Source organism: Morganella sp. HSTU-ASny43 (genome assembly GCF_022819185.1).
Taxonomy (GTDB): Bacteria; Pseudomonadota; Gammaproteobacteria; order Enterobacterales; family Enterobacteriaceae; genus Morganella; species Morganella morganii.
Map to the genome: position 1 here is coordinate 18,950 of NZ_WSPG01000019.1, position 13,430 is coordinate 32,379.

Consider the following 13,430-nt stretch of genomic DNA (forward strand, 5'->3'; position numbering starts at 1 on the left):
ATCCTTAACCCAGCAGTTTTGCGGTACGTTTCAGTGCGTCCGTCAGTATATCAATATCCGTTTCCGTGGTGTAGAGCGCCAGTGAGGCACGGCACATGGCACTGACACCATAATGCGCCAGCAGCGGCTGTGCGCAGTGATGCCCGGTGCGGACAGCCACGCCGTAGCGATCCAGAAATGCGCCGGTATCAAAAGCGTGATGCGTCCCGAGGTTAAAGGCGATCACCCCTTCCCGCAGTGCATTGCCGTACAGAATAATGCCGGGCACCTCTGCCAGCCGCGTCAGCGCATACTGCATGAGAGTGTGTTCATACGCGGCTATCTCCGCCATACCGATGTTATTCAGGTAATCCAGCGCAGCTCCCAGGCCGATAATACCCTGGATATTGGGCGTTCCCGCCTCAAAACGCCACGGTACATCCGCATAGGTAATACCGTTCGTCAGGCTGACCTCTGCGATCATGGCACCGCCGCCTTCGCGGGGTGGCATGTTATCCAGCAGAGATTTGCGTCCCCACAAAATACCGATGCCGGTCGGTCCGTACAGCTTATGGCCGGAGAACGCATAGAAATCACAATCCAGCGCCTGCACATCCACCGGCTGATGCATGGCGCCCTGAGCACCGTCCACCAGCACCGCCAGTTCTCCCCCGGCAGCACGGCTCAATTCACGCGCCTGCGCAATAATCGCTTTCACCGGGTTCACGGTGCCGAGCACATTAGAAAGATGGGTAAAGCTCAGCAGACGGGTGCGGTTATCGATCAGTTCCGGCAGTTTACTCAGCACCAGAGTGCCGTCATCCGCCATCGGCAATACACGGATTTCAATCCCCGCGCTCTCTGCCAGCATATACCAGGGCACAATATTGGCGTGATGTTCCATCTCCGTGATAATGATATTGTCACCATCATTGCAGAATGCGCGACCAAAACTGTCTGCCACCAGATTGATGGCTTCGGTGGTGCCTTTGACAAAAATAATCTCTTCCGTCTGCGGCGCATTGATAAACGCCGCCGCTTTCTGCCGCACGGCTTCCGTGGCAGCCGTGGCCTCTGCACTTAATGTGTGAATGCCGCGGTGAACCGCGGCATAATGGTGAGCCGTAAAATCACTCACCGCATCAATCACCTGCTGAGGTTTCTGGGCGCTGGCGGCACTGTCGAGGTAGACCAGTGATTTGCCGTTCACCTCCCCGGCCAGTACCGGGAAGTCTGCCCGCTGCTGTTGTGCTGAATAACTCATTACTGTTTATCCCCCTGATCCAGCGACTGACGGATACGCGCCATCACCACGTTATTCAGGACTTCATCGCTGATCGCATCCGTCAGTTCTGCAGCAAACGCGAGGATGATCATCTGCTTCGCGGCTTTTTCCGCGATCCCGCGTGTGCGCAGATAAAACAGCTGTTCCTCATCAATCCGCCCGACCGTCGCACCGTGGCTGCACTTCACATCATCGGCATAGATTTCCAGCTGCGGTTTGGTATCGATTTCCGCTTTCCGGCCCAGTAACAGGTTATTGTTGGTCATCTGGCCGTCTGTTTTCAGTGCATGCGGTGCCACTTTAATCATGCCGTTAAATACCGCACGGCTGTTATCCATCACAATGGTTTTATGGCGCTGGCGGCTTTCACAATACCCTTTGTTATGTTCCAGGTACGTGCGGGTATCAGCGATTTCGCCGTGTTTCGGCAGCACAAGGCTGTTCATGGCCAGCACAATACCTTCGCCGTTAAGCTGTGTGCTGGTGTGATGCCGGGTCAGTTTACCGCCGAGCAGAAAACTGGTGCTTTCCACACGGGCATGGGCGGCGATCACCAAATCATTATGGGCAAAATGGTACGCCTGCGGGTTTTCAAACCCCAGTTTCAGATGGCGGAAATCACTGTTTTCTCCCACGTTCGCGGTCATCCGCGCCCCGGTGAAATGGGCTGATTGTTCATCCGGGCTGATAAAGTGCTCAATCACAGAGACAGCCGCATTCACACCGATATCGAGGTGATAGCGGCTGTGGCGCATATTCAGAGAATCATTATGTGCCGTTGAAATATTCACGATGTACAGGGATTTTTCCGCCTGTGCGCCGGCTTTCACGCGGATCATTAACGGTGTCTGCGCCAGGCTTTCAGTCAGGTGCAGGAAAATCTCGCCGTTAACCGGTGCCGGGAATTCATTGTGACGGTCAGCCACTGACAACTCAAACACACCTGTATCAGTATCACTCCACTGCGGCGCAAATACACCGTCCACCAGCACTATGCGGTATGCATTCAGTGAGGTCAGCACCACCTCCGGTAAGACGTTCAGTGTTCCGGTCTTATCCTGATAATCTGCCTCCAGCAATGGTGTCAGCGACGTATAATGCCAGTCTTCCTGATGAAAGGCCGGGAAGCCGGTTTTCTGTGCCTGCTGCCAGTGCTGCGCGGCGTGCCCGGAGAGCGGATGCTGCGCGATAAGCTGTTCTATCCGCCCCATTGCGGCCAGATTGCGCTCACTGACTTCGCGGCGTTTCAGCGCGCGTTCACTGTTGGTCAATAAGCCAGCCATATCCCTGCTCCTCCAGTTTTTTCGCCAGTGAGAAATCACCGGATTTGATGATTTTGCCCTGATACAGCACATGAACAAAGTCAGGCTTCACATAATCCAGGATGCGCTGATAGTGAGTGACAATAATAAAGGCGCGTTCCGGGCTGCGCAGCTGATTCACGCCGTTGGCCACGGTTTTCAGGGCATCAATATCCAGCCCGGAATCCGTTTCATCAAGAATGCAGAGTGACGGCTCAAGGGCGGCCATCTGCAGGATATCATTACGTTTTTTCTCACCGCCGGAGAACCCGACGTTCACCGCACGCGTCAGAAGATCCTGCGGCATATTCAGCAACTCAATTTTATCTTCGATAAAATCAGCGAAATCAAAGCGGTCCAGCGCCTCTTCACCACGATACTCGCGCACTGCATTAACTGCGGTTTGCAGGAAAAATTGGTTACTTACCCCGGGAATTTCCACCGGGTACTGAAAGGCGAGGAAAATGCCTTCACCGGCACGATCTTCCGGTGCCAGCTCCAGCAGGTCTTTACCTTTAAAAGTGACCGACCCGCTGTCAATTTCATACTCTTCCCGGCCGGCCAGTGTGGCAGACAGGGTACTTTTACCAGAACCATTCGGCCCCATAATGGCGTGGATTTCCCCCGGTTTCACGTCCAGTGATAACCCTTTGAGGATTTCGTTACCTTCCACGCTGACATGCAAATCTTTTACACTTAACATAATGTACTACTCCGTCCCGCCGGTTATCCCGCAGGCGCTGATTCTGATGGATTAACCGACACTGTGTTCCAGGCTTATCGCCAGCAGTTTCTGTGCTTCCACGGCAAATTCCAGCGGCAGCTCAGAGAACACATCTTTACAAAAACCGTTTACAATCATTGAGATGGCGTCATCTTCGCTGATACCGCGCTGTAAGCAGTAAAACAGCTGGTCTTCACCGATACGCGAGGTGGTGGCCTCATGCTCCAGTTGCGCACTGTTATTCATCACTTCCACATACGGGAAAGTGTGTGCGCCGCACTCTGTGCCGATAAGCATTGAGTCACACTGAGTAAAGTTACGGGCGTTTTCCGCCCCCGGCAGCACCTTCACCAGTCCCCGGTAGCTGTTCTGGCTTCTCCCGGCGGAAATCCCTTTCGAGATAATTGTGGATTTGGTATTGCGGCCGATGTGGATCATCTTGGTACCGGTATCCGCCTGCTGTGTGCCGTTGGTCAGGGCAACAGAGAAGAATTCACCGACAGAGTTATCCCCTTTGAGGATCACACTCGGGTATTTCCAGGTGATAGCAGAGCCGGTTTCAGACTGTGTCCATGACATTTTGGAATTTTCACCCTCACACAGTGCCCGCTTGGTGACAAAGTTGAGGATGCCGCCTTCACTGTCACCGCCGGAGAACCAGTTCTGAACAGTGGAATACTTCACTTCCGCATCTTTATGGATGATCACTTCCACAACCGCCGCATGCAGCTGATAAGTGTCACGCACCGGTGCGGAGCAGCCTTCGATATAGCTGACATAACTGCCTTCATCCGCAATCAGAATGGTGCGTTCAAACTGGCCTGTTTTGGCTGCATTAATGCGGAAATAGGTGGATAATTCCATCGGGCAGCGCACCCCTTTCGGGACATAAACAAAGGTGCCGTCAGAGGCAACCGCCGAGTTAAGTGCGGCGAAAAAGTTATCGTGATTGGATACCACGGTACCGAGGTATTTTTGCACCAGTTCCGGATAGTCGTGAATCGCTTCCCCGAACGAGCAGAAAATCACACCGTGTTTTTTCAGCTCATCACGGTAAGTGGTTGAGACGGATACGGAGTCAAAAATCGCATCCACCGCCACCGCCTGCCCTTCGCGAACCGGCACGCCGAGTTTTTCAAAGGCTTCTTCCACTTCACTGGTCAGGAAACTGCCCGCCGGGCTTTGCACCGCCCCCGGCTGTGAGCCGCAGGTATCATCACACGAGCCGCATGACGGCGCGGAGTAATAGCTGTAATCCTGATAATCCAGCTGCGGATACTTCGCCTTCAGCCAGTGCGGCTCTTCCATCCCCAGCCAGTGCTGAAAAGCCTCCAGCCGGAAATTGAGCATCCACTCCGGTTCATTTCGTTTGGCGGAAATGGCGCGGATCACATTTTCGTTGATCCCTTTCGCCAGTTCATCCGTGGCGACGTTAGTGAAGAAGCCCTCTTTATAGCGTCCGTCATTCAGCCAGGTCTGGACGTCTTCACCAATCTCTGCATTGCTCTGAGACATAATATGGCTTCGCTCTTAAACCCCGAAGCTTTCACCACACCCGCAGGCATGCTGAGCTTTCGGATTATTAAATTTAAATATCTGATTCAGCCCTTCACGGACAAAATCCACTTCCGTGCCGTCAATAAACGGCATGGCTTTGCGCGGGACATACAGCCGGGCGCCGTCGCGCTCAAACAACATATCCTCTGCATCCGCCTGATTAATCATTTCAAAAACATAACCAAACCCGGCACAACCGGATTGTTTGACACTCAGGCAAAGCCCGATACTGTCCGGGGTGTTTTTCATCAGTGTCACAATCTGCTTTGCAGCGGCCGCTGTCAGTGTGATACCTGTCCAGTCATTATCATTCAGTGAAAAAGTTTCCACCGGGTTGGTGCTGTGCGTTGTCATTATTGACCTCATAAAATTCGACGGGAGCTCTCCGTAAACATCATGTTAATGATAATATTTCTCACTTCAACCACTTGCTTTGAAAGGATATTCCGATTGCTGCTTAAATAATAGACAAACATGTCGGGCGGGCGTTATCATTTTTGAGCGGAAAATGAATTAATCTTTTGTTTATAAAAGAGATTATTTATCAATGATAAATACTTATTACCGTACCAGCCAGTACAGTATCAATGGCACAAAAGGATCATTATAAATACGACTTTTGAAGAGAAGTGCCGGTACACGGAAATTCCGGGCGGAATTCACGCAATACCGGCTGACATGTTGCTCAGGTGTTAATTTTTTGACCCGCGCAGAATCGCGGTGGTCAGACGGGAAATACAGCATAACCGCTGCTGCTCATCAAAAATCTCAATAGACCAGACCTGCTGGTTGCGTCCGAGGTGTATCGCCTTGCAATAACCGGTAACAACACCACTGCGCACCGCACGCACATGGTTGGCGTTAATCTCAACACCGACCACGGTTTCATCCCCTTCACTGCACAGATAACCGGCCACAGAGCCGAGGCTTTCTGCCAGTACCACCGATGCCCCGCCGTGCAGCAGGCCGTGCGGCTGTTTTGTCCGCTCATCAACCGGCATCGTCGCGATTAACTGCTCCGGCTCCACTGCCGTGAAGACAATGCCCAGGTGGCTGAGCATATTCCCTTCCGAGATGCGATTCAGTTCTGCCGGTGTTGCAGGTCGTTTCCATATCATTAATCAGTTCTCCGCGTCGTGTTTTATCCCGCTGTCAGGATACCAGTGTCAGCAGCGCCTGCAACGGGTGCAGCATCACTTTGCCTTCCATCCGTTTTACCTGACTGCGGCAGGAATATCCGGTGGTCAGACAGCGCTCTGATGGCAGTGACTGGTACGGCTGCGCCCAGGAAAGCTGATAAATCCCTTTCGAGCGCGCCAGGTTCGGCATCTCATGACCGTAGGTCCCCGCCATACCGCAGCAGCCGGTACTGACAGACTGCAGTGAGGCACCAAAACGGCGGAAGAGATTCTGCCAGATTTTCACACTGTCCGGCAGTGCAGTGGCCTCGGTACAATGGCTGAACAGATACCAGGGGGGAGTATCCTCACTGATATCTTTCACCGGTAATAAATCCGCATATTCTGTCAGAAATTCATGGACTAACATCACGCGAAACTGCTGTTTCTCCGGTGGCAGAACAGTTTTGTATTCATCGCGGTAACAGAGCACCAGCGCCGGATCGACACCCGCCATCGGACAGCCGAGCCGTGCCACCCGGTTGAGGAAATCCGCCGTTTTGTTTGCCGTACGGGCAAAGCGGGCGAGAAAACCTTTAATATGCTGCGCTTTTCCGTTCGGGCTGAACGGCAGCAGCACCGGCTGAAAACCAAGCTTTTCCGTCAGTGCGGCAAAATCGGCCACCACTTTTGCGTCAAAATAGCTGGTGAACGGATCCTGAACGATAAAGAGATAGCGCCCGGCGCGGCGCTGTTCCTCACTCATACTTTCCAGCATTTCCAGGGTGACGGAAACCGCGTTGCTCCCCGCCAGCTGCTGTTTCAGTGACGGTGACGACAGCAGCGGTAAATCGGTCATACCCACTGCTTTTTCACTGAGTTTCTGCACCCACGGCTGTTTCAGGAAAAAGTTAAACATCTTCGGCGCTTTCGCCATCAGCGGTGCACCGGCTTCCACATTCGCCACCAGATGGTCGCGCAGCGGGCGCAGATAGCGTCCGTGATAGAGCGCCAGAAACCGGGCGCGGAATTCCGGTACATCAATTTTAATCGGGCACTGTGTGGAGCAGGCTTTGCAGGCCAGACAACCGGACATCGATTCCTTCACTTCATGGGAGAAATCATATTCCCCGCGGGATGCCCGCCGCGTATTGCCAATTTTTTCAATCAGACCACGCAGAGAGATCCGGCTCTGCGGTACGGCCCGTGATAACAGCGCCGGGTCCGTGCCCTGCTCTGTCAGCAGCCGCAGCCATTCGCGCACCAGCCCGGCACGGCCTTTCGGCGAGTGAAAGCGTGATTGCGTCACTTTCATTGACGGACACATCGGGCTTTTGACATCAAAATTAAAACACAGGCCGTTGCCGTTACAGTTCATCGCGCCGGAAAAAGTATTTCTGACCTCAACGGGGATTGTTCTGTCATAGGTGCCGCGCTTGATCGCATCCACCTGCATCATCGGTGCGTCACTGGTTAACGGCGCACAAATTTTGCCGGGATTGAGCCGGTTTTCCGAGTCAAATGCCCCTTTGATACGGCGCAGTTCGCGATACAGCGTGTCACCGAAAAAAGCCTCACTGTACTGTGCCCGGAACCCTTTACCGTGCTCACCCCACAGCAGCCCGCCGTATTTGGCAGTCAGCGCGACAATATCATCGGAAATCTGCTTCATCAGCATTTCCTGTTCCGGAGAGCACATATCCAGCGCCGGACGCACATGCAATACGCCCGCATCCACATGACCGAACATGCCGTATTCCAGGTGATGACTGTCCAGCAGCGCGCGGAACTCTGTGATGTAATCCGCCAGATGTTCCGGCGGCACACAGGTATCTTCGACAAACGGGATCGGTTTTGCCGCCCCTTTACTGTTACCGAGCAGACCCACCGCTTTTTTGCGCATTGCATAAATACGCTCAATACCACTCAGTTCACGGCAGACCTGATAGCCAATCACACCCGCTTCATTATTTGCCATTAATGAATCCAGGCGTTCACACAGTGACGCAACCTGCCCGTCAATCAGTGCTTCATCATCACCGCAGAATTCGACAATATTTAATCCCAGCAAGGTCTTATCCGGCACATCCGTGATCAATTCACTGACGGAATGCCAGACGATATCTTCTCGCGCCAGATTCAGCACTTTTGAATCCACGGTTTCCACTGACAGCGCCTGAGCCTCCACCATAAACGGGGCATTGCGCAGTGCGGAATCAAATGCATCATATTTGACATTCACCAGGCGGCGCACTTCCGGGATCGGCGTGATATTGAGTTTTGCCTCAGTGATCACCGCCAGAGTGCCTTCCGAGCCGGTCAGGATGCGGGTCAGATCAAAGGTCTGCATATCATCACTGAAGACATGGCGCAGATCATAACCGGTCAGAAAGCGGTTGAGCTTCGGAAAGCTGTCCAGAATGGTCTGCCGGTGAGTTTCGCAACTCTCCAGTGTGGTGCGGTAAAGTTCCCCCGCCGCACTTTCCTCCTGTGCACAGCGCCACGCCTCGCTGACCGGCAGCGGCGCGGTATCCAGCAGATCACCGCTAAGCAGTACCGAGCGCAGCCCCAGCACATGGTCAGAGGTTTTGCCGTACACCAGCGAGCCCTGGCCGGAAGCATCGGTGTTAATCATTCCGCCGAGAGTGGCGCGGTTGGAGGTGGATAACTCCGGCGCGAAAAAATAGCCGTACGGTTTCAGATACGCATTGAGCTGATCTTTAATCACACCCGCTTCCGCCCGCACCCAGCCCTGCTCCGGGTTAATTTCAAGAATGCGGTTCATATAGCGGGATAAATCGATCACCACACCGTTATTCAGCGACTGACCATTAGTGCCCGTACCGCCGCCGCGCGGGGTAAAGGTAACCGAACGGAATTCATCCTGTGCGGCAAGGCGCATCACCAGAATCACATCAGCGGTCGAACGCGGGAAAACGATTGCCTGCGGCAGAAGCTGATAAATACTGTTGTCGGTCGCGAGTGTCAGCCGATCGCCATAGCGGGTGGTGGTATCGCCGGTAAATCCGCTTTCATTGAGGGCGTGAATATAACGTTCAACCGCCGGGCTTACCTGTGGGGATTGCGTTAATCGTGGGATCATTATCTGCGGCTCTTTTATCATAAATGGTCACATTGCAAATCTGACAATATAATTATGTGGTTAACTCTTCATTCTGATGCATGATTCATGCGAGAATATTCACCTTAACACACAATGTATTCATTTTGCGCCTGCAATAAAATAACGCAATATTTGCGCTCCTTTATCGGGAACAACCAGTTAATTCATTTACAAAGGGAAACTTATCCGTGGAAAAATCGCAACCGGGTTATGATTTACCTAAACTAATATTCGCCGTCGGAGCGATATCAATTCTCATTGTCATTAGTTTTTGGGTATTAAGTCCGTTTCTTCCGGGCTTCGTCTGGGCGGGTATGATAGTGATTGCCACCTGGCCGGTTTATACCGCAATCCGCCGCCGTGTCCGTAACAGCCGCTGGATAGCCGCATCTGTGATGGTCATGCTGATTATTCTGCTGTTTGTCTTTCCGCTGGCGCTGCTTATCAACAGTATTGTCGAGAACAGCGAGCCGCTGATGCGCTGGGTCAAATCCCCGGGGCAGCTGACACTGCCGGAGCTCTACTGGCTTGACTCAATCCCGGTTATCGGGCCGAAATTGTTTGCCAGTTGGACAACCCTGGTCGCCAGCGGCGGCAACGCGATGATGGCCAAAATCCAGCCTTACCTCGGACAGGGCGCGGCCTGGTTCCTGACTCAGTTGCTGAGTGCCGGTAAATTCCTGTTCCATCTGGCGATTATGCTGCTGTTCAGTGCTCTGCTCTATCTTCAGGGTGAAGAAGCGATGCGCGGTTTCCGTCACTTTGCTCTGCGCCTCGCCGGCATGCGCGGCGATGCCGCCGTACTGCTGGCAGCGATGTCTGTACGCGCCGTGGCACTGGGTGTGGTGGTCACCGCACTAACTCAGGCAATTATCGGTGGTCTGGGGCTGGGGCTGGCCGGTGTGCCGTTTGCCGCCATCCTGACGGTGCTTATTTTTATCTGCTGTGTGGCACAACTCGGACCGCTGCTGATTATGATCCCGTCCATCATTTATCTGTTCTGGACCGGAGATACCACCTGGGCTGTCGTCATGATTGTCTGGGCCGGTATTGTTGCCACCATGGATGGCGTATTGCGCCCGTACCTCATCAAAATGGGGGCGGATTTACCGATGGTCCTGATTCTGACCGGCGTTATCGGCGGGATGTTATCGCTCGGAATGATCGGGCTCTTTATCGGCCCTGTCGTGCTGGCAGTTTCTTACACACTGCTGAAAGCGTGGATGAATGATGTGCCGAAGCCGTCAGATGACCTGACCGAGGTTCGCGCTTATATGGAAGAACAACTCTCAGAAAAAGAATAAGTTTTTAATCAGAGGTGCAGAAGTGCACCTCTGATATATTTAATTAATTATTCAAATATGGTTCATAAATAGCATTAATAATTTGAAATATTAATATACATTGAGAGAATTGCACCGGACTTATTCCGGATACGGACAGAGGTTCTGAATATATTTCACTTATCTAACAATCAGTAAATATATATATTGAGACAATTCTTAATGCAGGCATATCTTAATTATTTTAATATATCAGCCATCAAGTAACGAATTAAAAGGTATTGTTATTCATTACAATGATACCTTCCGAATACAAATATTGCTGTGTGTAGTCTTTGCCTGTCAGCCCATGATAGGCTTTTTTTTTGCCTGTAATTCAGGGTATCTGATTTGGTTTTATTTTGATTTGCCTTAAGTGCGCACAGACATTCTAACACTGAATACGAAAAAAAAGCCCGAAATAATCCGGGCTTTTAATCATTTTAAATGATTGAATCAGTGATTTTCTGCTAATGAAATCCAGGTTTTCACTACAGTATCCGGATTAAGAGAAACACTGTCGATTCCCTGCTCCATCAGCCAGGCAGCAAAATCCTGGTGGTCGGATGGCCCCTGACCACAGATTCCCACATATTTGTTACGTGCTTTCGCCGCTTTGATAGCCATCGACAGCAGCGCTTTCACCGCATCGTTACGCTCGTCAAACAGAGTGGAAACCACACCGGAGTCGCGATCCAGACCCAGTGTCAGCTGTGTCATGTCGTTGGAGCCGATAGAGAAGCCATCGAAATACTCGAGGAACTGATCTGCCAGCAGTGCGTTTGACGGGATTTCACACATCATGATCAGACGCAGGCCGTTTTCACCGCGTTTCAGACCATGAACCGCCAGTTCATTCACCACGGCTTCTGCCTGTGCCACAGTACGGACAAACGGGATCATCACTTCGACGTTAGTCAGGTCCATATCATTACGCACACGTTTCACTGCTTCACATTCCAGCGCGAAACAATCACGGAAATCATCATGCACATAACGGCCTGCACCACGGAAGCCCAGCATCGGGTTCTCTTCATGCGGTTCGTAGATATCCCCGCCGACCAGGTTGGCATATTCGTTGGATTTAAAGTCAGACAGACGGACAATCACTTTCTTCGGATAGAACGCCGCAGCAATAGTGGCAATCCCTTCAACCAGACGGCCGATATAGAATTCAACCGGATCATCATAGCCCTGCATCATGCTGCGGATTTCAGCCTGTAATTCCGGAGTCTGCTGATCAAATTCCAGCAGTGCACGCGGGTGCACACCAATCATACGGTTGATGATAAATTCCAGACGTGCCAGGCCGACACCTTCATGCGGCAGGCAGGCAAAGTCAAATGCACGGTCAGGGTTACCGACGTTCATCATGATTTTGGTGCCCACTTCCGGCATTTTATCGATTTCAGAAGAGTGGATATCAAAATCCAGTTTGCCGCCGTAGACGTAACCGGTATCCCCTTCAGAACAGGAAACAGTCACTTCCTGGCCTTCTTTCAGGAGTTCGGTGGCATCACCGCAACCAACCACCGCCGGGATCCCCAGCTCACGGGCAATGATTGCCGCGTGACAGGTACGACCGCCGCGGTTGGTAACAATCGCCGCCGCTTTCTTCATGATCGGTTCCCAGTCAGGGTCAGTCATATCAGTGACTAACACATCACCCGGCTGAATACGATCCATCTGGCTCAGGTCATGGATAACTTTGACCACACCGGCACCGATACGGTGACCGATTGCACGGCCTTCAACCAGCACATTACTCTGGCCGTTCAGCTGATAACGTTCCATCACCTGCTGGTTAGAGCGGACGGTTTCCGGACGCGCCTGAACGATATACAGTTTGCCGTTGTTACCGTCTTTCGCCCACTCGATGTCCATCGGACGGCCGTAGTGTTTTTCAATGGTAACGGCCTGTTTTGCCAGTTCTTCCACTTCGCTGTCGGTCAGTGAGAAACGTTTGCATTTTTCTGCATCCACATCCTCAATACGCACCTGTTTGCCGTGGCTGGTGTCATCCGCATAAACCATCTGGATTTTCTTGGAACCCATGGTGCGGCGGACAATAGCCGGACGGCCTTTTTCCAGGGTTGGTTTGTGGACATAAAACTCATCCGGGTTTACCGCGCCCTGTACCACCATCTCACCCAACCCGTAAGCGGATGTGATAAAGACAACCTGGTCAAAACCGGACTCGGTATCGATAGTAAACATCACGCCGGAAGACGCGAGGTCAGAACGCACCATGCGCTGAACACCGGCAGACAGTGCAACACCACGGTGGTCATAGCCCTGATGCACGCGGTAAGAAATCGCGCGGTCATTAAATAATGAGGCAAATACGTGCTTGATGGCGACCATGATCGCATCAATACCCTGCACGTTTAAGAAGGTTTCCTGCTGTCCTGCGAAGGAGGCATCCGGCATATCCTCAGCCGTTGCGGAAGAACGCACAGCAAAAGATGCGCCTTTCTCGCCTTCGGACAGCTGCTCATACGCGTGACGGATGTCCTGCTCAAATTCCGCGGAGAACGGGGTATCAATTACCCATGCGCGGATCTGCGCACCGGCTTTCGCCAGCTGGTTGACATCGTCAACATCCGTTTTATCCAGCAGCTCATAAATGCGCTGGTTGACGCCACTTTGCTCAAGAAAGTCATTGAAGGCCTGTGCCGTGGTGGCAAAACCATTGGGAACAGACACGCCTAATCCGGAAAGATTGGTTATCATTTCGCCTAAAGACGCATTTTTACCACCGACACGGGGTACGTCATTCATACCTAACTGGTTATACCAAAGTACATTACACGGGGTTTGACCATTGTTGGACATTGCAAGCAATCCTTTTAACATTCAAAAGAAGGTAAAATCGGAAATACGGGCTCTGCTGAGCATCAGAAACAGATTATCACAATGTTTGTAAGAATATAGACAGGTGAATCGATCAACCCGATTACAATATTTTTTTATCCTTTATAATCATGTTTTAATTTATTTGTGCCGTTGCTCCGGATTAT

The 13,430-nt window shown here is 52.0% G+C and carries 9 protein-coding genes; 1 reads left to right on the plus strand and 8 read right to left on the minus strand.

The features are described from left to right. Window positions 1-4: 4 nt before the first annotated feature. The 7 genes from sufS to GN208_RS11385 all read right to left on the minus strand — a co-directional run bounded on the left by sufS (window position 5) and on the right by GN208_RS11385 (window position 9,067). On the minus strand, window positions 5-1,243 hold the full coding sequence (gene sufS / locus GN208_RS11355) for a cysteine desulfurase SufS (protein WP_004235437.1): 1,239 nt from the start codon (window positions 1,241-1,243) through the stop codon (window positions 5-7). Further along, window positions 1,243-2,547 carry a Fe-S cluster assembly protein SufD gene (gene sufD, locus GN208_RS11360; protein WP_243828372.1) on the minus strand — a complete coding sequence of 435 codons (1,305 nt, stop codon included), beginning with the start codon at window positions 2,545-2,547 and terminating at the stop codon, window positions 1,243-1,245. The genes sufS and sufD overlap by 1 nt, the downstream gene beginning before the upstream one ends. Continuing rightward, on the minus strand, window positions 2,522-3,268 hold the full coding sequence (sufC, locus tag GN208_RS11365) for a Fe-S cluster assembly ATPase SufC (RefSeq protein WP_004235432.1): 747 nt from the start codon (window positions 3,266-3,268) through the stop codon (window positions 2,522-2,524). The genes sufD and sufC overlap by 26 nt, the downstream gene beginning before the upstream one ends. Window positions 3,269-3,319: 51 nt before the next feature. Then, window positions 3,320-4,804, minus strand: coding sequence for a Fe-S cluster assembly protein SufB (gene sufB, locus GN208_RS11370; protein WP_004235427.1), 1,485 nt, complete (start codon window positions 4,802-4,804; stop codon window positions 3,320-3,322). 15 nt (window positions 4,805-4,819) lie between these two features. Continuing rightward, on the minus strand, window positions 4,820-5,200 hold the full coding sequence (sufA, locus tag GN208_RS11375; RefSeq protein WP_004235425.1) for a Fe-S cluster assembly scaffold SufA: 381 nt from the start codon (window positions 5,198-5,200) through the stop codon (window positions 4,820-4,822). A gap of 338 nt (window positions 5,201-5,538) precedes the next feature. Further along, entirely contained in the window at window positions 5,539-5,964 is a 426-nt protein-coding gene (locus GN208_RS11380; RefSeq protein ID WP_015422754.1) for a hotdog fold thioesterase, read from the minus strand. 34 nt (window positions 5,965-5,998) lie between these two features. Next, window positions 5,999-9,067 (minus strand): FAD-binding and (Fe-S)-binding domain-containing protein, encoded by a 3,069-nt coding sequence (locus GN208_RS11385; RefSeq protein ID WP_243828373.1) that lies wholly within the window; start codon window positions 9,065-9,067, stop codon window positions 5,999-6,001. Window positions 9,068-9,276: 209 nt separating this feature from the next. Between GN208_RS11385 and ydiK the strand changes: the two genes are divergently transcribed. Beyond that, a complete protein-coding gene (gene ydiK / locus GN208_RS11390; protein ID WP_015422756.1) occupies window positions 9,277-10,392 on the plus strand; it encodes an AI-2E family transporter YdiK in 1,116 nt (371 codons plus the stop codon). Window positions 10,393-10,866: 474 nt separating this feature from the next. On the opposite strand, the gene ppsA is transcribed toward ydiK, so the two are convergent. Continuing rightward, window positions 10,867-13,245 (minus strand): phosphoenolpyruvate synthase, encoded by a 2,379-nt coding sequence (ppsA, locus tag GN208_RS11395; RefSeq protein ID WP_004239083.1) that lies wholly within the window; start codon window positions 13,243-13,245, stop codon window positions 10,867-10,869. Window positions 13,246-13,430: the final 185 nt, after the last annotated feature.

Coding starts and splice junctions, on each gene's coding strand:
- ppsA (WP_004239083.1), bottom strand. CDS start 13,245: ATGTCCAACAATGGTCAAACCCCGTGTAATGTACTTTGGTATAACCAG.
- sufA (WP_004235425.1), bottom strand. CDS start 5,200: ATGACAACGCACAGCACCAACCCGGTGGAAACTTTTTCACTGAATGAT.
- GN208_RS11380 (WP_015422754.1), bottom strand. CDS start 5,964: ATGATATGGAAACGACCTGCAACACCGGCAGAACTGAATCGCATCTCG.
- sufB (WP_004235427.1), bottom strand. CDS start 4,804: ATGTCTCAGAGCAATGCAGAGATTGGTGAAGACGTCCAGACCTGGCTG.
- GN208_RS11385 (WP_243828373.1), bottom strand. CDS start 9,067: ATGATCCCACGATTAACGCAATCCCCACAGGTAAGCCCGGCGGTTGAA.
- sufD (WP_243828372.1), bottom strand. CDS start 2,547: ATGGCTGGCTTATTGACCAACAGTGAACGCGCGCTGAAACGCCGCGAA.
- sufC (WP_004235432.1), bottom strand. CDS start 3,268: ATGTTAAGTGTAAAAGATTTGCATGTCAGCGTGGAAGGTAACGAAATC.
- sufS (WP_004235437.1), bottom strand. CDS start 1,243: ATGAGTTATTCAGCACAACAGCAGCGGGCAGACTTCCCGGTACTGGCC.